Annotated in this window: 21 protein-coding genes; 16 read left to right on the top strand and 5 right to left on the bottom strand. The window is 60.0% G+C overall.

The window, feature by feature from the left end:
* Nucleotides 1-167: 167 nt before the first annotated feature.
* The 6 genes from ssuE to ACM6I5_RS01160 all read left to right on the top strand — a co-directional run bounded on the left by ssuE (nt 168) and on the right by ACM6I5_RS01160 (nt 4,846).
* Nucleotides 168-761 (top strand): NADPH-dependent FMN reductase, encoded by a 594-nt coding sequence (gene ssuE, locus ACM6I5_RS01135; RefSeq protein WP_017341364.1) that lies wholly within the window; start codon nt 168-170, stop codon nt 759-761.
* A 102-nt stretch (nt 762-863) separates the two neighbouring features.
* Nucleotides 864-1,829, top strand: a complete 966-nt coding sequence (locus ACM6I5_RS01140) for a sulfonate ABC transporter substrate-binding protein (RefSeq protein WP_017341363.1) — start codon at nt 864-866, stop codon at nt 1,827-1,829.
* 25 nt (nt 1,830-1,854) lie between these two features.
* Nucleotides 1,855-3,003, top strand: a complete 1,149-nt coding sequence (gene ssuD / locus ACM6I5_RS01145; protein ID WP_414883038.1) for an FMNH2-dependent alkanesulfonate monooxygenase — start codon at nt 1,855-1,857, stop codon at nt 3,001-3,003.
* 8 nt (nt 3,004-3,011) lie between these two features.
* On the top strand, nt 3,012-3,794 hold the full coding sequence (gene ssuC, locus ACM6I5_RS01150; RefSeq protein ID WP_414877916.1) for an aliphatic sulfonate ABC transporter permease SsuC: 783 nt from the start codon (nt 3,012-3,014) through the stop codon (nt 3,792-3,794).
* A complete protein-coding gene (gene ssuB / locus ACM6I5_RS01155) occupies nt 3,791-4,597 on the top strand; it encodes an aliphatic sulfonates ABC transporter ATP-binding protein (RefSeq protein WP_017341360.1) in 807 nt (268 codons plus the stop codon). The genes ssuC and ssuB overlap by 4 nt, the downstream gene beginning before the upstream one ends.
* A gap of 33 nt (nt 4,598-4,630) precedes the next feature.
* Nucleotides 4,631-4,846, top strand: a complete 216-nt coding sequence (locus ACM6I5_RS01160; RefSeq protein ID WP_003229256.1) for a TOBE domain-containing protein — start codon at nt 4,631-4,633, stop codon at nt 4,844-4,846.
* Between the two features lie 187 nt (nt 4,847-5,033).
* Here the strand turns inward: ACM6I5_RS01160 and ACM6I5_RS01165 are convergent, their stop codons facing one another.
* Both ACM6I5_RS01165 and ACM6I5_RS01170 read right to left on the bottom strand, forming a co-directional pair.
* Entirely contained in the window at nt 5,034-5,672 is a 639-nt protein-coding gene (locus tag ACM6I5_RS01165; protein WP_017341359.1) for a TetR/AcrR family transcriptional regulator, read from the bottom strand.
* Nucleotides 5,673-5,934: 262 nt separating this feature from the next.
* Nucleotides 5,935-7,311, bottom strand: a complete 1,377-nt coding sequence (locus ACM6I5_RS01170) for a glutamine synthetase family protein (protein WP_017341358.1) — start codon at nt 7,309-7,311, stop codon at nt 5,935-5,937.
* Nucleotides 7,312-7,589: 278 nt separating this feature from the next.
* On the opposite strand from ACM6I5_RS01170, the gene ACM6I5_RS01175 reads away from it, so the two are divergent.
* The 8 genes from ACM6I5_RS01175 (at nt 7,590) to ACM6I5_RS01210 (ending at nt 16,380) form a co-directional block, all read left to right on the top strand.
* Nucleotides 7,590-7,976, top strand: a complete 387-nt coding sequence (locus ACM6I5_RS01175; RefSeq protein WP_414883039.1) for a glutamine amidotransferase — start codon at nt 7,590-7,592, stop codon at nt 7,974-7,976.
* A gap of 30 nt (nt 7,977-8,006) precedes the next feature.
* Nucleotides 8,007-9,365 carry a glutamine synthetase family protein gene (locus ACM6I5_RS01180; protein WP_017341357.1) on the top strand — a complete coding sequence of 453 codons (1,359 nt, stop codon included), beginning with the start codon at nt 8,007-8,009 and terminating at the stop codon, nt 9,363-9,365.
* Nucleotides 9,366-9,423: 58 nt separating this feature from the next.
* The gene (locus tag ACM6I5_RS01185; RefSeq protein WP_414877913.1) at nt 9,424-10,788 is read left to right on the top strand and encodes an aspartate aminotransferase family protein; all 1,365 of its coding nucleotides are present in this window, start codon (nt 9,424-9,426) and stop codon (nt 10,786-10,788) included.
* A 170-nt stretch (nt 10,789-10,958) separates the two neighbouring features.
* Nucleotides 10,959-12,071: a polyamine ABC transporter substrate-binding protein gene (locus ACM6I5_RS01190; RefSeq protein ID WP_017341355.1), complete on the top strand. Its 1,113-nt coding sequence runs from the start codon at nt 10,959-10,961 to the stop codon at nt 12,069-12,071.
* Between the two features lie 188 nt (nt 12,072-12,259).
* Nucleotides 12,260-13,357 carry a polyamine ABC transporter substrate-binding protein gene (locus tag ACM6I5_RS01195; RefSeq protein WP_414883040.1) on the top strand — a complete coding sequence of 366 codons (1,098 nt, stop codon included), beginning with the start codon at nt 12,260-12,262 and terminating at the stop codon, nt 13,355-13,357.
* Between the two features lie 73 nt (nt 13,358-13,430).
* Complete coding sequence (locus ACM6I5_RS01200; protein WP_017341353.1) at nt 13,431-14,573, top strand: ABC transporter ATP-binding protein; 1,143 nt, start codon at nt 13,431-13,433, stop codon at nt 14,571-14,573.
* Complete coding sequence (locus ACM6I5_RS01205) at nt 14,570-15,490, top strand: ABC transporter permease subunit (RefSeq protein WP_150638051.1); 921 nt, start codon at nt 14,570-14,572, stop codon at nt 15,488-15,490. The genes ACM6I5_RS01200 and ACM6I5_RS01205 overlap by 4 nt, the downstream gene beginning before the upstream one ends.
* Nucleotides 15,487-16,380, top strand: coding sequence for an ABC transporter permease subunit (locus tag ACM6I5_RS01210; protein ID WP_052909675.1), 894 nt, complete (start codon nt 15,487-15,489; stop codon nt 16,378-16,380). Before ACM6I5_RS01205 ends, ACM6I5_RS01210 begins: the two co-directional genes overlap by 4 nt.
* 81 nt (nt 16,381-16,461) lie before the next feature.
* On the opposite strand, the gene ACM6I5_RS01215 is transcribed toward ACM6I5_RS01210, so the two are convergent.
* Entirely contained in the window at nt 16,462-17,103 is a 642-nt protein-coding gene (locus ACM6I5_RS01215) for an HD domain-containing protein (protein WP_017341350.1), read from the bottom strand.
* A 339-nt stretch (nt 17,104-17,442) separates the two neighbouring features.
* On the opposite strand from ACM6I5_RS01215, the gene ACM6I5_RS01220 reads away from it, so the two are divergent.
* Entirely contained in the window at nt 17,443-18,408 is a 966-nt protein-coding gene (locus ACM6I5_RS01220; RefSeq protein ID WP_017341349.1) for a GlxA family transcriptional regulator, read from the top strand.
* A 115-nt stretch (nt 18,409-18,523) separates the two neighbouring features.
* On the opposite strand, the gene ACM6I5_RS01225 is transcribed toward ACM6I5_RS01220, so the two are convergent.
* Both ACM6I5_RS01225 and ACM6I5_RS01230 read right to left on the bottom strand, forming a co-directional pair.
* Nucleotides 18,524-20,935 (bottom strand): penicillin acylase family protein, encoded by a 2,412-nt coding sequence (locus tag ACM6I5_RS01225; RefSeq protein WP_414883041.1) that lies wholly within the window; start codon nt 20,933-20,935, stop codon nt 18,524-18,526.
* A gap of 114 nt (nt 20,936-21,049) precedes the next feature.
* Nucleotides 21,050-21,631 carry a DUF6436 domain-containing protein gene (locus ACM6I5_RS01230; RefSeq protein ID WP_414883042.1) on the bottom strand — a complete coding sequence of 194 codons (582 nt, stop codon included), beginning with the start codon at nt 21,629-21,631 and terminating at the stop codon, nt 21,050-21,052.
* A gap of 97 nt (nt 21,632-21,728) precedes the next feature.
* On the opposite strand from ACM6I5_RS01230, the gene ACM6I5_RS01235 reads away from it, so the two are divergent.
* Nucleotides 21,729-22,676: an alpha/beta hydrolase gene (locus ACM6I5_RS01235; protein WP_414883043.1), complete on the top strand. Its 948-nt coding sequence runs from the start codon at nt 21,729-21,731 to the stop codon at nt 22,674-22,676.
* Nucleotides 22,677-22,710 lie beyond the last annotated feature (34 nt).

Here is a 22,710-nt window from a genome sequence, read left to right on the forward strand (position 1 = left end):
CCGTCCCCTATGCCGATGCCTGGAAAACACGGTGCCCGTATATCTCTTTATCGAATAACCAAATGAATAAATATGATTTAAAGATATATGAATCACCTGTTAAGGTCTCTTCATCGAAGCGAGATCGCACACGGCGAATCGCCAACACCGTTCAAGGAATCGTCTGAATGCTGGTCGTCTCACTGGGTGGCAGTCCGAGCCAACGCTCCCGTTCCGGGGTGCTGCTGGAGCGCTCCCAACGCTGGTTGCAGGAACAGGGTGTGGAAGTGGTGAGTTACCAGGTGCGGGACTTCCCGGCCGAAGACTTGCTGCACGCACGTTTCGACAGCCCGAAGGTGATCGACCTGCTGCAACAGATTGAAAACGCCGACGGCCTGCTGATCGCGACGCCGGTGTACAAGGCATCGTTCTCCGGCGCACTGAAAACCGTACTGGACCTGCTGCCCGAACGCGCCCTGGCCCACAAAGTGGTTTTGCCGATGGCTACCGGCGGCAGCATCGCCCACATGCTGGCGGTGGATTACGCACTCAAACCGGTGTTGTCGGCGTTGAAGGCCCAGGAAATGCTCCACGGGATTTTCGCTGCGGACAGCCAGATCGCTTACGGTGAAGGCAGCGCGCAAGCGCAACTGGCGCCAGAGCTGGAAGAACGTTTGAACGAATCCCTGGAGCTGTTTTTCAGCGCCATGGCGCGACGGCCGAAGCCGCTCGATCCGAACCTGTTGAATGAACGCCTGTTGAGTGCTCGCTGGAGCATTTAAGCCTGCACTCAAGCCACACCTGAATTCTGAAGTACTCACCTTACTCAGCCGTCAACGGCCAAGCAGGTGCAGCCAAAACCCAACGGCAAAAAGGAGAGCGCTATGCGCACTGTCATTTTGCGTCGTGGTCTGGTCGCTCTGTTTGCTGCGGCTGTGTCCTTCGGCGCCATTACTCAAGCTCAAGCCGAGACCCTTCGGATCGGTTATCAGAAGTACGGCACGCTGGTGCTGCTCAAAGCCAAAGGCACGCTGGAAAAACGCCTCGCCGCCCAAGGCGTGGATGTGCAATGGACTGAATTCCCCGGCGGCCCGCAGCTGCTTGAGGGGCTGAATGTCGGCTCCATCGACTTCGGTGTCACCGGCGAAACGCCTCCGGTATTCGCTCAAGCGGCGGGTGCCGATCTGCTCTACGTCGCCTACGAACCGCCAGCGCCCCACAGCGAAGCGATCCTGGTGCCGAAAGACTCGCCAATCAAATCGGTGAAGGACCTCAAGGGCAAGAAAGTCGTCCTGAACAAAGGCTCCAACGTTCACTACCTGCTGGTTCGCGCGCTGGAAGACGCCGGCCTCAAATACACCGACATCCAGACCGTCTTCCTGCCGCCGGCCGATGCCCGAGCCGCGTTCGAACGTGGCAGCGTCGACGCCTGGGTGATCTGGGACCCGTACCAGGCCGCCGCCGAACAACAGCTGCAAGCGCGCACCCTGCGCGATGGCCAAGGCATCGTCGACAACCATCAGTTCTACCTGGCGACCAAACCTTACGCACAGAAAAATCCTGAGGTCATCAAGACCCTCGTGGAAGAAGTGCGCGCCGTCGGCGAGTGGTCAAAGGCCAACCCGGAAGACGTGACCCAACAGGTTTCGCCACTGCTTGGCCTGCCGGCTGACATCACCCTGACCTCGGTGAAACGCCAGGGCTACGGCGCACTGTTCCTGACTCCTGAAGTGGTCGCCGCCCAACAGAAAATTGCCGACAGCTTCTATCAGCTCAAGCTGATTCCGAAGCCGCTGAGCATCAAAGACGTGATCTGGACGCCACCGGCGGCCGTCGCCAACGCGCAGTAATTCGATTCCCCAAGGAGACCACTCCATGAGCCTCAATATCTTCTGGTTCCTGCCTACCCACGGCGACGGCCATTACCTTGGCACCGCCGAGGGCGCTCGCGACGTCGATCACGGTTACCTGCAACAAGTTGCGCAAGCGGCGGATCGCCTGGGCTTCGGCGGGGTGCTGATTCCCACCGGCCGCTCGTGCGAAGACTCGTGGCTGGTGGCGGCGTCGCTGATCCCGGTGACCCAGCGTCTGAAATTCCTTGTCGCGCTACGCCCCGGGATCATTTCCCCGACGGTGGCCGCGCGTCAGGCCGCGACACTGGATCGCCTGTCCGGCGGTCGTGCGTTGTTCAACCTGGTGACGGGCGGCGATCCGGAAGAACTGGCCGGCGACGGTTTGTTCCTGACGCACGAAGAACGCTATCAAGCCTCGGTGGAATTCACCCGCATCTGGCGTCGTGTGCTGGAAGGTGAAACCGTTGATTACGACGGTCAGCACATCAGCGTGAAGGGCGCCAAGTTGCTCTATCCGCCGATCCAGCAACCGCGTCCGCCGCTGTACTTCGGCGGCTCTTCGGAAGCGGCGCAGGACCTCGCGGCAGAGCAAGTGGAAATGGTCCTGACCTGGGGCGAGCCACCGGCCGCTGTTGCCGAGAAAATCGAACAGGTTCGCGCTAAAGCCGCGAAGCTTGGCCGCACGGTGCGCTTCGGGATTCGCCTGCATGTGATCGTTCGTGAAACCAATGCCGAAGCCTGGCAAGCGGCGGACCGACTGATCTCGCACCTGGACGACGACACGATCGCCCGTGCCCAGGCTTCACTGGCGCGCTTCGATTCCGTCGGCCAGCAACGCATGGCGGCATTGCATGGCGGCAGCCGCGACAACCTGGAAGTCAGCCCCAACCTGTGGGCGGGCGTCGGTCTGGTGCGTGGCGGTGCTGGCACCGCGTTGGTCGGCGACGGTCCGACCGTGGCCGCACGCGTGAAGGAATACGCGGACCTGGGCATCGACACCTTCATTTTTTCCGGCTATCCGCACCTCGAAGAGTCCTACCGCGTCGCGGAATTGCTGTTCCCGCATCTCGATATCGAGCGCCCCGAGCTGCCGAAAAGCGCCGGTTACGTCAGTCCGTTCGGCGAGATGGTCGCCAACGACATTCTTCCCAAAGCCGCGCCCCGGAGTTGAGGCGCGCCATGAAGAAAATCATCCACAACCTTGCGCCCTGGGTGTTGCCGGTTTTGCTGTTGGCGGTGTGGCAGTTGTCAGTGTCGGCGGGCTGGTTGTCGACACGGATCCTGCCGGCGCCGATCGCGGTGATTGAGGCCGGCGTGAGCCTGGTACGCAGCGGCGAAATCTGGACGCACCTGGCGATCAGCGGCTGGCGTGCGGCGCTGGGCTTCACCCTTGGCGGCAGCATCGGACTGGCGCTGGGCTTCATCACCGGTCTGTCGAAATGGGGCGAACGCCTGCTCGACAGTTCGGTGCAGATGATCCGCAACGTGCCGCACCTGGCGCTGATTCCACTGGTGATCCTGTGGTTCGGCATCGATGAGTCGGCGAAGATTTTTCTGGTGGCGCTGGGCACGTTGTTCCCGATCTACCTCAACACCTATCACGGCATTCGCAACGTCGATCCGGCGCTGGTGGAGATGGCACGCAGCTATGGCTTGTCCGGTTTCAGCCTGTTCCGTCAGGTGATCCTGCCGGGTGCATTGCCTTCGATTCTGGTCGGCGTGCGTTTTGCGCTGGGCTTCATGTGGCTGACCTTGATCGTCGCTGAAACCATTTCCGCGAGTGCGGGCATCGGTTACCTGGCGATGAATGCCCGGGAGTTTTTGCAGACCGACGTGGTGGTGCTGGCGATCCTGATGTATGCGGTGCTCGGCAAACTCGCCGACCTCGCAGCCCGTGGACTTGAGCGCGTCTGGCTGCGCTGGCATCCGGCGTATCAGGTTGCCAAGGGAGGTGCAGCATGACCGCTCAACAACCTCCACGCCTGCTGCGCGGTATTCCGCTGGTGGTGCGCAGGCTGCAAAAAACCTTCGGCTCGCGGCAGGTACTGCGGGAGATCGATCTGCACATTCCGGCCGGCCAGTTCGTCGCCGTGGTGGGGCGCAGCGGTTGTGGCAAAAGTACCTTGCTGCGGTTGCTCGCCGGTCTCGACAAACCCACGGGTGGTGAATTGCGCGCCGGTTCCGCACCGCTGGGCGATGCGAGGGAAGACACTCGGCTGATGTTCCAGGAAGCGCGTTTGCTGCCATGGAAAAAGGTCATCGACAACGTCGGCCTCGGGCTCAAGGGCCACTGGCGTCCGCAAGCCTTGGAAGCGCTGGAGTCAGTCGGCCTGGCAGATCGCGCCAATGACTGGCCCGCGGCGCTGTCCGGTGGCCAGAAGCAACGTGTGGCCCTGGCCCGCGCGCTGATCCATCAACCGCGGTTGCTGTTGCTCGACGAACCGCTGGGTGCACTGGATGCCCTGACCCGAATTGAAATGCAGCAGTTGATCGAGCGGCTCTGGCAGAAGCACGGTTTTACGGTGTTGCTGGTGACCCACGATGTCAGCGAAGCGGTGGCGATTGCCGATCGGGTGATCCTGATCGAAGAGGGCGAAGTCGGTCTCGACCTGCACGTGGAGCTGCCGCGGCCTCGGGTTCGGGGTTCGCATCGGCTGGCGGCGCTGGAAACCGAAGTCCTCAATCGCGTCCTCGCACTGCCCGGCGAACCGCCGGAACCTGAACCTGTTTCACCCTTGCCTACGCAATTGCGTTGGGCTCAATAACTCAAGCCTCATCCAACGACAGGAATCAACATCATGACTATCAAGGCCATCAACGTTCGTAACCAGTTCAAAGGCTCGATCAAGGAAATCGTCCTGGGTGACGTGCTGTCGGAAATCGACGTGCAGACCGCTTCCGGCATTGTCACTTCGGTGATCACCACCCGTTCGGTCAAGGAGCTGGAATTGGTGGTCGGGAGCGAAGTGATTGCGTTTGTGAAATCCACCGAGGTGTCGATCGCCAAGTTGTGATCGTGTGCATTTCGAGCCACCCCGGAGGGTGTGAGCCCTTCGGGGTTTTTCATGGATGAGAATCAGCGAGTTCGGCGGTGCTGCCATCGCGGGCAGGCTCGCTCCCACAGGGATTGTTGTGGTCCACAAATGCTGTGTTCGCTGTGCGAGCCTGCTCGCGATGAGGCCGTCGCAGCCGCCATAGAGATCAGGCTGAAACGGCGCGCTTCGGCAGATACGGCGGCAAATACAACCCCAGATACGCATCAAACACCCGCATCCCTTCCTCGGCCATGCGCGGCGTAATCTGCCCATGCTGTTGCACCGAGCGTGCATACACCCGATCCCCCAATTCCATGGCCAGCGCAAACACATCAACGTCTGTCGGCAGCGTCGGCAGTTCGAAGTGATGATCGAACAGCTTGTGCATCAGGTCGCCCAATTCGATGTCGTGCTGACGGTCAGCCTGGGTGACTTCGGTCAGGCCATGCTGGGCGAGGATCAACTGGCGGGCGGCGGCGTCCTCGTCGTAGATCGCGAGCATCCGTTGTTCCACCAGCCGCGACAGGTCGCGCCAGCCGTCGAGGGCGCCGTGGTCGATGGGCGCTTGCAGGCAGGCGCGGAAAGCGGCATGGACGTCGGCGGTCAGCGCTTCGAGCAGGGCCGGGACACTGGCGAAAAAGTGGTAGACGGAGGAGGGCGGGATCTCCGCGCGTTCGGCGACACTGTAGATCGACAGGCTGGCCACACCTTCGGCAGCCAGCAGCGTGCGGGCGGCATCGAGTATCGAATCGATCCGGGCCTGGCTGCGGGCGCGGGGTTTGCGAATGGTGGCGGTGCGCGTCATTGGAGTCCTCCTGCGGGGCAGCGGGCATTGTACGCAGAGCGGGCAGATGTTCCATATCCCCTGTGGCGAGGGAGCTTGCTCCCGTTGGAGGCCGAAGGACTCCCTGTAACAGCGATACGGTTCTGTCAGACACACCTCATTGACTGTTTTGGGGCCGCTTCGCAACCCGGCGGGAGCAAGCTCCCTCGCCACAGGTTTGATGTTGGCCATAAAAAAACGCCGCTGGCTGTGAAGCCGGCGGCGTTGTTTTTACTGCAACCGCTTAAACGGTATGCAGATACCAGTTGTACTCAAGGTCGGAGATGGAGTGTTCGAACTCCTCCAGCTCACTTTCCTTGCAGGCCACGAAGATATCGATGTACTTCGGATCGATGTACTTGGCCATGACTTCGCTGTCGTCCAGCTCGCGCAACGCATCGCGCAGGTTGTTCGGCAGGCTTTGCTCGTTCTGCTCGTAGGAGTTGCCTTCCACGGGTGCGCCCGGCTCGATCTTGTTGGTCAGGCCGTGGTGCACGCCTGCCAGGACCGAAGCCATTAACAGATACGGGTTGGCGTCGGCACCGGCTACACGGTGCTCGATGCGCACGGCATCGGAAGAACCGGTCGGCACGCGGATCGCTACGGTGCGGTTGTCCAGGCCCCAGCACGGCGAGTTCGGCACGTAGAACTGTGCGCCGAAACGACGGTAGGAGTTGACGTTCGGGCAGAGGAAAGCCATCTGCGCCGGCAGGGTCTCGAGCACACCGCCGATCGCGTGACGCAGTGCGGCGTTCTGCTCGGGATCCTCGCTGGCAAAAATGTTTTTGCCATCTTTATCAAGAATCGAAATGTGTACATGCAGACCGTTGCCCGCCTGGCCCGGGTAAGGCTTGGCCATGAAGGTGGTGTCCATCTCATGGTCGTAGGCGATGTTCTTGATCAGTCGCTTGAGCAGGACCGCGTAGTCGCAGGCCTTGATCGGGTCGGCCACGTGATGCAGGTTCACTTCGAACTGCGCCGGGGCACTTTCCTTGACGATCGCGTCGGCAGGGATGCCTTGCTCTTTCGCACCTTCCAGAATGTCCTGGAGGCAGTCGACGTATTCGTCGAGGTCGTCGATCAGGTACACCTGAGTCGAATGCGGGCGTTTGCCGGAAATGGGCGAACGTGGAGGTTGCGGACGACCGTTCACGTTTTCCTGGTCGATCAGGTAGAACTCAAGCTCAAAGGCGGCGCAGATGGTCAGGCCCATCTCGTCGAACTTGGTCACGACCTGACGCAGGACTTCGCGAGGATCGGCGAAGAAAGGGTCACCTTCGAGTTCGTGCATGGTCATCAACAGTTGCGCGGTCGGGCGCTTCTGCCAGGGCTCATTGCACAGGGTGTCAGGGATTGGATAGCAGATTCGGTCAGCATCGCCGATGTCCAGGCCCAGGCCGGTGCTTTCCACCGTCGAGCCATTGATATCCAGAGCAAATAGAGAGGCCGGCAGGTTGATGCCTTTCTCGTAAACCTTGTGGAGACTGGTGCGTTCAATGCGCTTGCCGCGCACCACACCATTCATATCCGCAATCAGAAGGTCAACGTACAGAACCTCAGGATGTTCCTTAAGGAACGCGTTCGCTTCGTTAAGCTGAACGGCACGCGGGGGTACCGACATGATGCAACACCTTTGTTGTTAAAAATATCAATCATTGATCTCTTCGGGTTTCAGTCAACCTGAACGGCATGCCGAAGTCAAGCGAGGCCTTTTTTGCCCTAAAAAAGCGCCCATGAGGCTTTTTTGAGGCACTTTGGGGCGTTTTTATGCCTTTGAGCGCTTTACCGGCCGCGGGCTTGAGCGGGCCGTGTTGTATTTTTTACGGGGGTGTTGTGTAAAAAAATGAACAAGGCTAAGCTCGATTCAAACCCATAACAGCAATAATACCGGGGTGCTTCATGTCTCGCCTGCCGTTAATCGGCGTCACCATCTGCTCCAGGCAGATCGGTCTGCATGCTTATCACATCAGTGGCGATCGTTACGTCCACGCCATGGCCCGTGTTGCCCAAGGCGTGTCGTCGACTTCTCTTTCCCCGGCGAACCGGCTGGCTCCGTCCGATATTCTGGACGGTCAGCACGACATTCTCTTTACGAGTTGTCCTTCCAATATAGAACCGTTTTACCTTGGCAGCCCGTGCAACGTGTCGGCCGCTGCTCATGATTCTGCACGCCCTGATCTTCTCTTGCTCACCCTGCCATTACCCGAGTGGGTAGTTGTGCGCGGCAATTGCAATGGCAATCTGTACCAAGCGACGCCCACGCGTCAAACAACGCCTGACTTATAAGAGTCAGGAAACTCAGCCTAAGAGGCATTTATGAGTAACAACCTCGACCAGCTCACCGATTGGTTGAAAGACCACAAGATCACAGAAGTCGAATGCATGATCGCCGACTTGACCGGGATCACCCGGGGCAAGATTTCGCCGACCAACAAGTTCATTGCTGAAAAAGGCATGCGCCTGCCCGAGAGCGTTCTGTTGCAGACCGTGACCGGCGACTATGTCGAAGACGACATCTATTACGAACTGCTCGACCCGGCGGACATCGACATGATCTGCCGGCCCGATCAGAACGCGGTTTACCTGGTGCCTTGGTCCATCGAGCCGACCGCCCAGGTGATTCACGACACCTACGACAAGCAAGGCAACCCGATCGAGCTGTCGCCGCGCAACGTGCTCAAGAAAGTGTTGAAACTCTATGCCGACAAAGGCTGGCAGCCGATCGTGGCGCCGGAGATGGAGTTCTACCTGACCAAGCGCAGCGACGACCCGGACTATCCGTTGCAACCGCCGATTGGCCGTTCCGGTCGCCCGGAAATCGGTCGTCAGTCGTTCTCGATTGAAGCGGCAAACGAATTCGATCCGCTGTTCGAAGACGTCTACGACTGGTGCGAACTGCAGGAACTGGACCTCGACACGCTGATCCACGAGGACGGCACGGCGCAGATGGAAATCAACTTCCGTCACGGCGATGCCCTGTCCCTGGCCGACCAGATCCTGATCTTCAAGCGCACCATGCGCGAAGCGGCGCTCAAGCACGATGTGGCGGCCACGTTCATGGCCAAGCCCATGACCGGCGAACCGGGCAGCGCGATGCACTTGCACCAGAGCATCATCGACATCGAAACCGGCAAGAACGTCTTCTCCAATGAAGACGGGACCATGAGCCAACTGTTCCTGCACCACATCGGTGGCCTGCAGAAACTGATCCCCGAGCTGTTGCCGCTGTTCGCGCCCAACGTGAACTCGTTCCGCCGCTTCCTGCCGGACACCTCGGCACCGGTGAACGTGGAGTGGGGCGAAGAGAACCGCACCGTGGGCCTGCGGGTTCCGGATGCCGGGCCACAAAACCGTCGGGTGGAAAACCGCCTGCCGGGCGCCGACGCCAACCCGTACCTGGCGATTGCCGCGAGCCTGCTCTGCGGTTACATCGGCATGGTCGAAGGCCTGAACCCGAGTGCGCCGGTGGTAGGACGTGGCTATGAACGCCGCAACCTGCGCCTGCCACTGACCATCGAAGACGCGCTGGAACGCATGGAAAACAGCGCGACCATCGAGAAATACCTGGGCAAGAAATTCATCACTGGCTACGTCGCGGTCAAGCGGGCCGAGCATGAAAACTTCAAGCGCGTGATCAGTTCGTGGGAGCGGGAATTCCTGCTCTTCGCCGTCTGATGCGCCGGGCGCCGCTGCACTTGGCGGCGCCCTTCACTGGAATCTTAGGAGAATTCGCATGACCAGCAACAACCCGCAAACCCGTGAATGGCAAACCCTGAGCAACGATCACCACCTGGCCCCGTTCAGCGATTTCAAGCAGCTGAAAGAGAAAGGCCCGCGGATCATCACCAACGCCAAGGGCGTTTACCTGTGGGACAGCGAAGGCAACAAGATCCTCGACGGCATGGCCGGCCTGTGGTGCGTAGCGATCGGCTACGGTCGCGATGAACTGGCGGATGCCGCCAGCAAGCAAATGCGCGAGCTGCCTTACTACAACCTGTTCTTCCAGACCGCTCACCCGCCGGTGTTGGAGCTGGCCAAGGCCATCGCCGACATCGCACCTGAAGGCATGAACCACGTGTTCTTCACCGGTTCCGGTTCCGAAGGCAACGACACCATGCTGCGCATGGTTCGCCACTACTGGGCGATCAAGGGTCAGCCGAAGAAGAAAGTCATCATCAGCCGCAAGAACGGTTATCACGGTTCCACCGTGGCCGGCGCGAGCCTGGGTGGCATGACCTACATGCACGAACAGGGCGACTTGCCGATCCCGGGCATCGTCCACATCGCCCAGCCGTACTGGTTCGGTGAAGGCGGCGACATGACACCGGAAGAGTTCGGTGTGTGGGCGGCCAACCAGCTGGAAGAGAAGATTCTGGAAATCGGCGTGGACAACGTCGGTGCCTTTATTGCCGAGCCGATCCAGGGTGCCGGCGGCGTGATCATTCCGCCAGACACTTACTGGCCGCGCATCAAGGAAATCCTCGACAAGTACGACATCCTGTTCGTGGCGGACGAAGTGATCTGTGGTTTCGGCCGCACCGGTGAGTGGTTCGGTACCGATTTCTACGACCTCAAGCCCGACATGATGACCATCGCCAAAGGCCTGACGTCCGGTTACATCCCGATGGGTGGCCTGATCGTGCGTGACGAAGTGGTGGCGGTGCTCAACGAAGGCGGGGACTTCAACCACGGCTTCACCTACTCCGGTCACCCGGTAGCGGCCGCGGTAGCACTGGAAAACATCCGCATCCTGCGCGAAGAAAAAATTATCGAGCACGTTCATGCCGAAACGGCACCCTATTTGCAAAAGCGTCTACGGGAATTGAACGATCACCCGTTGGTGGGGGAAGTGCGAGGGGTTGGTCTGTTGGGGGCCATCGAACTGGTTCAGGACAAGGCCACGCGCAAACGTTACGAAGGCAAGGGCGTCGGCATGATCTGCCGTACGTTCTGCTTCGACAACGGCCTGATCATGCGTGCCGTGGGGGACACCATGATCATTGCTCCGCCACTGGTGATTACCAAGGCTGAAATCGATGAACTTGTAACCAAGGCTCGCAAGTGCCTGGACCTGACCCTGAGTGCGTTGCAGGGCTAAGTGCTAGGCTCTGAGCGGGAGTCATGAAACTTTCGCTCAGAGCAGTTCCAAAGGGTGGCCTTTCCTTGAAAGACCGCCTCGGATCTTGCCAGACTAGCCGCGGTTCCAGTTGTCCGGTTTCGGCCGCTGAACAAAGTGGTTCAAAAAAGAAAAAATTTGGAGCATTACGCATGAAGGCATTAGGAAAAAAGCTTGCTGGCAAGACACTCCTCGCCATGTCCCTGATGGGCATAATGGCGGGTGCGGTTCAGGCGGACGACAAGGTGTTGCACGTCTATAACTGGTCCGACTACATCGCTCCGGACACCATCAAGAAGTTCGAAGCCGAGTCGGGCATCAAAGTCGTTTACGACGTATTCGACAGTAACGAAACCCTGGAAGCCAAGTTGCTGGCAGGCAAGTCCGGCTACGACATCGTCGTACCGTCGAACAACTTCCTGGCCAAGCAGATCAAGGCCGGCGTTTACCAGAAGCTGGACAAGTCCAAGCTGCCTAACTGGAAGAACCTGAACACTGACCTGCTCAAAGCGGTATCGGTGAGCGACCCGGGCAACGAGCACGCCTTCCCGTACATGTGGGGTTCGATCGGTATCGGCTTCAACGCCGAGAAGGTCAAGGCTGCGCTGGGTGCCGATGCGCCAACCAATTCCTGGGACCTGCTGTTCAAACCTGAAAACGCCGCGAAGTTGAAATCGTGCGGGATCAGTTTCCTCGATTCGCCAACCGAAATGATTCCGGTGGCGTTGCACTACCTGGGCTATCCAACCGACAGCCAGGACAAAAAACAACTGGCCGAAGCCGAAGCACTGTTCCTGAAAATTCGTCCTTCGGTGGGCTACTTCCACTCGTCCAAGTACATCTCTGACCTGGCCAACGGCAACATCTGCGTAGCCGTGGGTTATTCGGGTGACATCTACCAGGCCAAGTCCCGCGCGGCTGAAGCCGGTGACAAGGTGAAAGTCAGCTACAACATTCCGAAAGAAGGTGCCGGCAGTTTCTATGACATGGTCGCCATCCCTAAAGATGCCGAAAACGTCGAAGGCGCCTACAAGTTCATGACCTTCCTGCAGAAGCCGGAAGTCATGGCCGAAATCACCAACGCCGTGCGTTTCCCGAACGGTAACGCGGCCGCCACCCCATTGGTCGAAAAAGAAATCACCGATGATCCAGGCATCTACCCGCCAGCGGACGTGCTGGCCAAGCTGTACGCGATCGCCGACTTGCCGGCCGCGACCCAGCGGATCCTGACTCGCAGCTGGACCAAGATCAAATCGGGTAAATAAGCCGGTTTGAGGTAACAACCTGTTGTCGTCGCCTGCGCGGTGACGGCAGCAGGTGTAATTAAATGACAGAAAGTTTTGCTGGAACGGTTTTTCGAGGGTAAGTTGCGCGCCGGTTTTGTTGCTGGGCAGCTACGACTGTCATGTAACGCGGGGCAACTTGGGCCCAACTAATTTTAGAGGACCTCCACTTGCCTATTTCTTCTTTGCTGCGCAATGCCCTGCTGGTCGGCGCCGGGCTGACATTCGCTGTCAGCGCCCAGGCCGCCGGCACTGTGCATATTTATAACTGGTCGGATTACATCGGCGAGACCACCCTGGCCGATTTCCAGAAAGAGACCGGCATCAAGCCGGTGTATGACGTGTTCGACTCCAACGAAACCCTGGAAGGCAAGTTGCTCGCCGGGCGTACGGGTTATGACGTGGTCGTGCCGTCCAATCACTTCCTTGGCAAGCAGATCAAGGCCGGTGCGTTCCAGAAACTCGACAAGTCGAAGTTACCGAACTACTCGAACCTCGACCCTGTGTTGCTCAAGCGTCTGGAGCAGAACGATCCGGGCAACCTGTACGCCGTGCCGTACCTGTGGGGCACCAACGGCATCGGTTACAACGTCGACAAGATCAAGGCTGTACTGGGCGTCGACAAGATCGATTCCTGGGCGGCGGTATTCGAGCCGGAGAACATCAAGAAGCTGCACAGTTGCGGCGTGGCGTTCCTCGACTCCGCCGATGAAATGATGCCCACCGTCCTCAATTACATGGGCCTCAATGCCAACAGCACCAACCCCGAAGATTACAAGAAGGCGGAAGCCAAGTTGCTGGCCGTGCGGCCTTACGTGACCTACTTCCACTCCTCCAAATACATCGCGGACCTGGCCAACGGCGACATCTGTATCGCCATCGGTTTCTCCGGCGACATGTTCCAGGCCCGCAACCGCGCGGCGGAAGCGAAGAAAGGCGTGAACATCGCCTACTCGATTCCGAAGGAAGGCGGTGCGCTGTGGTTCGACATGCTGGCGATTCCAAAAGACTCGGCCAACGTCAAAGAGGCGCACTCGTTCATCAACTATTTGCTGAAACCTGAGGTGATCGCCCAGGTCAGTGATTACGTCGGCTACGCCAACCCTAACCCGGGGTCGGACACACTGATGGAACAGTCCATTCGCACCGACGAAGCGGTTTATCCACCGCAGGCAGTCCTCGACAAGACTTACGTGTCGATCGAGCTGCCACCAAACATTCAACGTTTGATGACCCGCAGCTGGACCAAGGTCAAGTCGGGCAAATAGCTTCAAGGCTCAAACTATCCAAGGTTGGCTCACCTTGAGCGAACTGCACTCTTTTTTTCTGGGAGTTTCGTAAATGGCAGTTGCCTCCGGCGCCTATAAGAAAGCCCTCGAGGGCGACCAGTCACCTAAACAGGTGCTGGTCAAAATCGACCGGGTCACGAAGAAGTTCGACGAGACGATTGCCGTGGACGACGTGTCCCTGGAAATCAAGAAAGGCGAGATTTTCGCCCTGCTCGGCGGTTCGGGATCGGGCAAATCTACGTTGCTGCGCATGCTCGCAGGTTTCGAGCGGCCCACGGAGGGGCGCATTTTTCTCGATGGCGTAGACATCACCGACATGCCGCCGTACGAGCGGCCGATCAACATGATGTTCCAGTCCTACGCCTTGTTCCCGCACATGACTGTGGCGCAGAACATCGCCTTCGGCCTCAAGCAGGACAAGCTGCCGGCGGCTGAAGTCGATGCTCGCGTGGCGGACATGCTCAAGCTGGTTCAGATGACGCAGTACGCCAAGCGCAAACCGCATCAATTGTCCGGTGGCCAGCGTCAGCGTGTGGCCCTGGCGCGTTCGCTGGCCAAGCGACCGAAGTTGCTGCTGCTCGACGAACCGATGGGTGCGCTGGACAAGAAACTGCGCTCGCAAATGCAGCTGGAACTGGTCGAGATCATCGAGCGCGTCGGCGTAACCTGCGTCATGGTGACCCACGACCAGGAAGAGGCCATGACCATGGCCGAGCGCATCGCGATCATGCACCTGGGCTGGATCGCCCAGATCGGCAGCCCGATCGACATCTACGAAACCCCGACCAGCCGTCTGGTCTGCGAGTTCATCGGCAACGTCAACATCTTTGACGGTGAAGTGATCGATGACGCCGAAGGTCACGCCATCATCACCTGCAAGGACCTGGACCGGCAGATTTACGTGGGGCACGGCATCAGCACCTCGGTGCAGGACAAGTCGGTGACCTACGCGATCCGTCCGGAGAAACTGCTGGTGACCCCGACCATGCCGACCTGCGAATACAACTGGTCCAGCGGCAAGGTGCATGACATCGCCTACCTCGGCGGGCATTCGGTGTTCTACGTCGAACTGCCGAGCGGCAAGATCGTCCAGTCGTTTGTCGCCAACGCCGAGCGCCGCGGTCAGCGCCCGACCTGGGGTGACCAGGTTTACGTGTATTGGGAAGACGACAGCGGCGTGGTACTTCGCTCATGAACATGCGCAAATTCAAACGCCGCCTCAATCGAATAATTCCCGGTGGCCGTCAGCTGGTCATCGGGGTTCCGTTCATCTGGCTGTTCCTGTTCTTCATGCTGCCGTTCTTCATTGTCCTGAAGATCAGCTTTGCAGAAGCCGACGTGGCCATTCCGCCGTACACCGAGATCTACAACTTCGTTGACCAGAAGCTGCAGGTGCTACTCAACCTCGGCAACTACGCGATGCTGGCCGGCGACGAGTTGTACATCGCTGCCTACCTCGGTTCGTTGAAGATGGCGCTGATCAGCACCATCCTCTGCCTGCTGATCGGTTATCCGATGGCCTACGCCATTGCCAGTGCCCGTAAAGAGATGCAAACGGTGCTGGTGCTGCTGATCATGATGCCGACCTGGACCGCGATTCTGATCCGCGTTTATGCGTGGATGGGCATCCTCAGCAACAACGGCCTGCTCAACGGTTTCCTGATGACCATGGGCTGGATCGACGAGCCGCTGCAGATTCTCAACACCAACCTGGCCGTGTATATCGGCGTGGTTTATTCGTACCTGCCGTTCATGATCCTGCCGCTCTACGCCAACCTGGTGAAGCACGACAGCAGTCTGCTGGAAGCGGCGTCCGACCTCGGTTCAAGTACGTTCAACAGCTTCTGGAAGATCACCATTCCGCTGTCCAAGAACGGCATCGTCGCCGGTTGCATGCTGGTGTTCATTCCGGTGGTGGGTGAGTTCGTGATCCCGGAACTGCTCGGCGGTCCGGAAACCCTGATGATCGGTAAAGTGCTGTGGCAAGAATTCTTCAACAACCGTGACTGGCCGGTGGCCTCTGCCCTGGCGGTGGTGATGCTGGCGATCCTGATTGTGCCAATCATCCTGTTCAACCGTAGCCAGGCCAAAGAAATGGAGGGCAAGGAATGAAGCGCTTCCGTTTCTCGAGTTTCATGCTGATCGCCGGTTTGCTGTTCATCTATGCGCCGATGCTGATCCTGGTGATCTACTCGTTCAACGCCTCGAAACTGGTGACGGTGTGGGGCGGCTGGTCGATCAAGTGGTATGTCGGCCTGATGGACAACACCCAACTGATGGGCTCGGTGGTGCGCTCGCTGGAAATCGCCTGCTACACGGCGATTGCGGCGGTGGCGCTGGGTACATTGGCGGCGTTCGTCCTGACCCGGATCACCCACTTCAAGGGCCGCACGCTGTTCGGCGGCCTGGTCACCGCGCCGTTGGTCATGCCGGAAGTGATCACCGGTCTGTCGCTGTTGCTGCTGTTCGTGGCCATGGCGCAGATGATCGGTTGGCCACAGGAACGCGGCATCGTCACCATCTGGATCGCCCACACGACGTTCTGTGCGGCGTATGTGGCGGTGGTGGTGTCGGCGCGCTTGCGTGAGCTGGACCTGTCCATCGAAGAGGCGGCCATGGACCTTGGCGCGCGGCCGTGGAAGGTGTTCTTTCTGATTACCATCCCGATGATCGCGCCTTCGTTGGGTGCGGGCGGCATGATGTCGTTTGCGCTGTCGCTGGATGACCTGGTGCTGGCGAGCTTCGTGTCGGGGCCGGGGTCGACGACCTTGCCGATGGAAGTGTTCTCGGCGGTGCGTCTGGGTGTGAAGCCTGAAATCAACGCCGTGGCCAGCCTGATTCTGCTGGCGGTGTCGCTGATGACCTTCCTGGTCTGGTTCTTCAGCCGTCGCGCCGAAGAAGCCCGCAAGCGTGCGATTCAGCAGGCCATCGAAGAAAGCGCCGCCGACTCCTGGAAGCAACCGGACGTGCGTCGCGCACAACAGGCGCCGGAAGCGGCTTAACAGCAAAAGATCGCAGCCTGCGGCAGCTCCTACATTCCCATGTAGAAGCTGCCGCACGCTGCGATCTTTTGATTTTTTAGTTCAGGAAACCCAAGGCGACTTGCGGATGATCTCGACGAAGTTCATCGGCTTGAAGCCCGGTTCGCTGTCCACCAGCACGTCCGCATTCACCGTACCGAACGTGGTATCCGGCTTGTGTTTGAAGCCGTTGGCGAACGCACAAAGAATGCACTCCTTGAACCCTTCACCCCGCGGATGCGCGTGCACCACCGCTTCGCGCTGCACGGTGGGGAACGCCGCATAGTCGATACCCAGCACGTCCATTTCAACACCCGCGGTTACCAGCGCCACGTTTGGACGCAGATGTTGTGGCACGCCCGGTGTGGTGTGCAGGGCGATCGACAACCACACTTGCTCGAGGTCGTCATCGCTCAGTCCGTAAGGTTGGAGGAACGCTTTGGCGGCGTTGGCGCTATCGACTTCGAAGCGTTCGTCGTCCGTGCGATGGCCTTCCACCAGACCCAGGTCATGGAACATGGCGCCGACGTACAACAGCTCGGGGTTGTAGGCCAGTTGCTTGCGTTCACCGCTGAGCGCGCCGAACAGAAACACCCGGCGCGAGTGGTGGTAAAGCAGGTCGGATTCGACGTCGCGAATGTATTCCGTGGTGGCTCGGGCCAACGCGCTGTCAGGGATTTTGATACCGGCGATGGTGCTGCTCATGGTGGTGTCCTCGTGGCGAACGCCGTGGCGGCGCTGATGGGACAAGTCTGTTCCGGCCGCCAAGACCGGACAATCGATCCATGGCTGCGATCCTTGCCAATGAGCATGCATATCGCGCCAGCCTCGCTTGTTGGGCGTGGATTGGCTACGGTGAGTCGCAGCGTGGAAGCTATTTGTGGCGAGGGAGCTTGCTCCCGCCGGGCCGCGAATCGACCCCAATAACTGCAACCGAATTCCGTCAGGCACACCGCATCCGATGGTTTTGCGACGGCTGCGCAGTCGAGCGGGAGCAAGCTCCCTCGCCACAGGCATACGTGATCCTTAGAGGCGTTTTGAACCATGAGTAAAACCGTTGCCATCGTGGTCTTCGCTGGCGTCCAGTCCCTGGACGTCACCGGTCCCATGGATGTGTTTTCCGAGGCCAATCGTTTCCTGGCGCCGGAGGATCACTATCGGCTGGAGGTGATTGGCGTCGAGCGCGGGATGATGCCGTGTTCCAACGGTTTGTCGCTGAACGCCCATCGGCATTTCAGCGAGGCGCTGGAGGCGTACGACTTGTTGCTGGTGGCCGGAGGACCGCAGTTGCCCTTCATGGATTTCGGCGCAGCCTTCGATGCCTGGCTGCGGGATGCCAGCGCACTGGCGCAACGTTTCGGCTCGATCTGCAACGGCGCGTTCATGCTCGCCCGCGCCGGGTTGCTCGAGGGGCGAACGGTGACGACTCATTGGGGCGATGCCGCGGCGCTCGCTGCGTTGTGTCCTTCGACTCAGGTCGAGGCTGATCGCCTGTACGTGCAGGACGGTGAGTTGTACACCTCGGCCGGCGTCACCGCGGGAATAGATCTGTCGTTGTACCTGCTGGCCCGGGATCACGGGCCGGAAGTTGCACTGAATGTGGCCAAGCGGCTGGTGGTGTTCACCCAGCGTTCGGGCGGACAGTCACAGTTCAGCCCATTCCTGACACCCCACGCCGAACCGACGTCGGCGGTGGCGATGGTTCAGCATTACGTACTGGCCAACCTGACCGGCGATCTGACCATTGCCGACCTGGCCAACGCGGCCAACATGAGCGCGCGCAACTTTTCCCGGGTGTTTGCCAAAGAGGCGAAAGTCACCCCGGCGGAATTTGTCGAACGGGCGAGGGTGGATGCCGCGCGGGTGATGCTGGAAAGCACATCGGCGCCGCTGAAGACCGTGGCCTACCAGTGCGGATTTCGTGATGCCCAGCACATGCGCAGTGTGTTCAATCGCCGGTTGGGCGTGACACCGCAGCAGTTCAGGTTGAATTTTTCGGCAATGGTTTGAGCCATGAATATGCGTCGCTCTTGCCGGCCTCATCGCTAGCAGGCTGGCTCCCACACTGGATCTGCGTGCTGGGAGCTAGCCTGCTAGCGATGAGGCCAGTCCAGCCAATACGAATCTACTGCGCAGCCCGCGCCGGCAATAGCTTCAACGTGCTCCGTGTATTGGCCGTCACTTCCTCATCATTGAGATGCGCCTGGAAGTACATCCCTTCGACATACGCCTCCGCCTGATCCTCGTAATGCCGGTCAAACGGCACACCACTCTGGCCCACCGGGTTCACGGTCAGGCTGTGCGCCGGGTCGGCGAAATCGATCAGGCGCCGGGTCGATGGTCCATACGTGACCGGCCATGGCGCCGGCCCGATTTTGGCCGAGAGGTTGTTTGGCACTTCATGGGTACCGGGCGCCGCGAACGGCCCGACATTGAAAATCCGGTCCAGCGGCTTCTGCTGCCCCAGTGGATGACCATGGGTCAGCGTATGCGCCTTGCCCCACTGCCATTGCGCGAAATCCGCACCCAGGGTGGTCTTGAGGTGAGCAATGCTCGCTTGCCACGCCACCCTGACCGTATCGGCGCGCGTTTCCTTGCCGAGGGTGTTGCGGTTGTCCCACCACGGCGAATCAGCGTTCGCCGCCAGACGAGGCAGCGCAGCGTCGATCACCCGCGTCGAAAGCAGCGTTTCGAAAAAGTCGTTGCCCAGTTCATCGTGCATCGATGCGTCGGCGAGGTTGAACAGGAGCTGGTTGAACAGCGTGGCGCTGGTTGAATCCAGCGGGTAATCACCTTTCCACTGAGCCAGTTGCTCCACCAGTTTGAGTTCGGCGGAGTCGCTCACCACTTCACGCAACACCGGCAACAATGGCGCGAGCAGGCGCGTGCCGTAAGCAGTGGTGGTGCCCAATTGCAACTTCTGGCTGGTCTCCAGATCCCACTTGACGGTTTTGTCGCCGAGCTGGCGATTGAGCTGCTGACCTCGATCGGCGAGGTTGTAGTAACCGGGAATCTCCATGCCGGTCGGCGACACGGGCTGGAAGTTGGCCGAGACGATGTAGCCCCGTGCCGGGTTCTCTTCCTGGGGGTTGGCGCTGAAGGGGTAGAAGCCGTCCTTGTCCGATTCGGCGCTGCTGCCGTCAAGGATGAACCAGGGCCGAACACCGGCGGGCCGTTTCGGCAATTGCGCCGCTGCCCACCAGCCGATGTCGCCCTTGGCATTGGCCCACACGATGTTCAGACCGGGTGCCTGGACCTTGGCGGCGGCACTGCGCGCCTTGGCCAGGGAGTCGGCGCGGTTGAGCTGATAAAAACCTTCGAGAATCGGATTCTGGCTTTCGAGAAAGCCCCACCACATGGCAATCGGCGTTTTGCCGACGCTGTTGCCCAGCGCATCGTTGACGATCGGCCCATGGGGCGACTGGCGCAGCACCAATGTCACGGGCGCCTGGCCCTTGACCGCGATCTGCTGCTCGCTGGTGACCATGTCCACCCACTTGCCGCGATACCAGACCTGATTGGGGTTATCCGGGTTGACCTTCTCGGCGATCAGGTCGAGGTCGTCGTTCTGGAACATGGTGATGCTCCAGCCGAAGTCGCGGTTCATCCCCAGCGAGGCGAACGGCATCAACGCTTGATAGTGACCGTAGAGTTCGAAGCCCGGTGCCGAGAGTTGTGCTTCGTACCACACCGACGGTGCGGAAAAGCGGATATGCGGGTCACCCGCCAGCAGCGGCTTGCCGCTTTTAGTGTGGTTGCCGGAGACCACCCAGGCGTTGCTGCCCTCGAACTGTGGCAAGCCGTTGTCTGCCAGCGCCTGCTCGCTCAGGCGGGCGAGGGCGTTGAGGTCTTTCCAGTCGGCGCTGGCGAGGGGTGGCATGGCGCCGCCAGGGTTTTTCGCCAGCACGCCTTTGGGCTGCCAATCGAGATCGAAAACGTTCAGGTACTCGGCGCCCAACTGATCGCGCACGTACGTCAGCAACGGTTCAGTACGAAACGCCGCGGCAAAACTGTAGGCCATGTATCCGGCGATGCTGATGGTGTCCTGCGCGGTGAACGGGCGTTTTGATATGCCCAGCGCATCGAACTCGGCGGGTTTTGCATGACCGTCCTGATACTGGTTGATGCCATCCAGATAGGCCTGCATGGCAATGAAAGACGGGGACTGTTTGTCCAGATTGGCGAGGTATGTTTCGGCGCGTTCGCGAATCCGCAGGCTGCGCATCAGTTTGTCGGTGTCGAGCAGTTTCGGGCCCAGCACTTCGGCCAGTTCACCGCGGGCGAGGCGACGCAGGATTTCCATCTGGAACAGCCTGTCCTGGGCGTGCACATAGCCGAGGGCGCGGTACAGGTCGGTCTCGTTTTCGGCGCGGATGTGCGGGATGCCGCGCTCGTCGTAACGGACGGTGACGGAGCCTTGCAGGTGTTGCAACTCAACCATGCCCTGGCGTGTCGGCTGCTTGCTGTAGACGTACCAGCCGGCGCCTGCGGCGAGCACGACAATCAGCAGGACGAGCGCAGTCAGGAGGCGTTTCATGGTGATTCCTTGTTCTTGTTATGAGTGGCAGCAATTCCCTGGCATCACTGTTTAACACGGCCTGCCGAATCGGCCCATCACCCGTAGGAGGGATTCTTGTTGCCTGACCTGTCGCTACTTTGTTGTATCGACTGGCCACGGGCAGTAACACCCGACTGCCAGGGTGTGCGTGGCATTCACCGCGCGGCCGGCGTTCAACGCTTGCAGGATCGGTTCGATAAAGCTGTTGCTCGAATTGCAGGTCAGGCCTTCGCTGTAAGGGCCGAAGTAGGCGAGCTTGCCGCTGCGATCCCAGATCGCCACGGCCGGGCTGGCCGGGATCTGTTCCGAGCCTGGGAGGACGGTGATGGTTTTCAGGCTGCTCAAGGTGCTGGGCAACTGGCCGTGGCTGCCGGGCTTTTGTACCGCATAGAACTCGACGCCCTGCGCAGCGTACTGCTCGACCAGTTCGCTAAGGTGTTGCTGATTGCCGACGTTGCACGGGCAGGCCGGGTCCCAGAAATGCACGAGGCGGATGGCGCCGGGGCCGACGAGGGTGTCGGGCAGGCGCAACGGGTCGCCGGAAAATACCGCGGTGTGCTCGCTGAACGCGCGCAGATAGCGTCCCTGAAACCAGTCGTAAGCCGACCACAACACACCGGCACACACGAGGGCGATCAGGCTGGCAAGCAGTGGGGTGCGGTAGGGCGAGCGCATGGGTGTCGATCCTCGAAGGTCGCCCAGCTTGCCATGCTTGCCGCGACAGATGAATATCGCAGGCTTATAAAGTCTGCTTCGTGCTCTGGAATCGCCCATGTCCGCCACTTTCGACCCTGATCATCTGCGTGCCGGCCTGCGCCCTCTGGCCGAGTGGCAGCCGCTGTCCGTGGAGGCGCTGGCGTACCAGCGGTTCTACGGCGTGGATTTTCCAGGGCGTCAGTTGCGCAGGGGCCTGGGGCGTTTCGAGGTGGACGGTTATGAGCTGGTCAGCCAGCTCTGGTGGCCGGAGCGGGCGAAGGCCACGTTGTTTGTGTTTCACGGTTTCTACGATCACACCGGGCTTTACCGGCATGTGATCGAATGGGCCCTGGATCAGGGGTTTGCGGTGATTGCCTGCGACTTGCCGGGGCACGGTCTGTCCAGCGGCGAACGGGCGAGCATCAAGGATTTCGCCGAGTATCAAGACACGCTGCAAGGGCTGTTTGCCGAGGCGCAATCCCTCGATCTGCCGCAACCGTGGCACCTGTGCGGGCAGAGTACCGGTGGCGCCATCGTGATCGATCATGTGTTGAATGAAGGTGCGAACAGCCCGGCACAGGGTCAGGTGATTCTGTTGTCGCCGCTGGTGAGGCCGCGGGCCTGGGGGTGGTCACAGCTCAGTTATTACCTGCTCAAACCTTTCGTCAAAGCCATCGCCCGGCGCTTCAGCGAGAACTCCAACGACCCGGATTTCCTGCCATTCCTGCAAGCCGACCCGTTGCAGCCGCTGCGCCTGCCAACAGCATGGGTCGGCGCGCTGGCGCGCTGGATCAAGCGCATCGAGGCCGCACCCGGCAGCATGCGCCAGCCGCTGATCGTGCAGGGGCAGGCGGACATGACGGTGGATTGGAAGCACAACCTTGAAGTGTTGAAAGCCAAGTTCGATCGGCCGCAGGTGTTGATGTTGCCGCAGGCTCGGCATCATTTGGCGAATGAGACCTTGGCGTTGCGGGGGGAGTATTTCGGGTTTTTGACGAAGCGGATCAAAGGCCGGAATCTTTAGCGTTTGTTCGGGCTTCATCGCGAGCAGGCTCGCT

Origin of the sequence: Pseudomonas sp. IT-P171, assembly GCF_949767765.1 — a bacterium.
Lineage (GTDB): Bacteria > Pseudomonadota > Gammaproteobacteria > Pseudomonadales > Pseudomonadaceae > Aquipseudomonas > Aquipseudomonas fluorescens_B.